A 353-nucleotide genomic window follows, 5' to 3' on the forward strand; every position below is an offset into this window, starting at 1 on the left:
AGTGTTGTGCCAAAAGAACGATCTGGCATGGCGTCAGGGATCAGTACGACATCACGATTTTCCGGGATTTTACTTGGTTTTGCCATGCTTAGCGGCATACTCGCAACAATGGTAAGGAAATGGGTTGCCGCCTTTGGATGTGGCAGTGGCTGCCATCATCCATCAGACTTCGCCGATGCCATCGTCGCCGGTGATCTACCCAGTGCTATTTCCGGTTTAGAAGGTTCAAGTCGAGAAATCGCCATTCAGCATGCACATCATGCTTTCTCTTATGGTTTTGCTGTAGCACTTCTTGTGGCATCAATTTTCGCATTAGGATCATCAATTACTGTCTTTACACTGATGCATTCAAA

Annotated in this window: 1 pseudogene; it reads left to right on the forward strand. The window is 46.7% G+C overall.

Going from position 1 to position 353, the window contains the following annotated elements:
• Positions 1–27 precede the first annotated feature (27 nt).
• Positions 28–353, forward strand: a pseudogene (locus CSR02_RS02060) (MFS transporter); the annotation flags it as partial.

Origin of the sequence: Acetobacter pomorum (assembly GCF_002738225.1) — a bacterium.
GTDB lineage: Bacteria > Pseudomonadota > Alphaproteobacteria > Acetobacterales > Acetobacteraceae > Acetobacter > Acetobacter pomorum.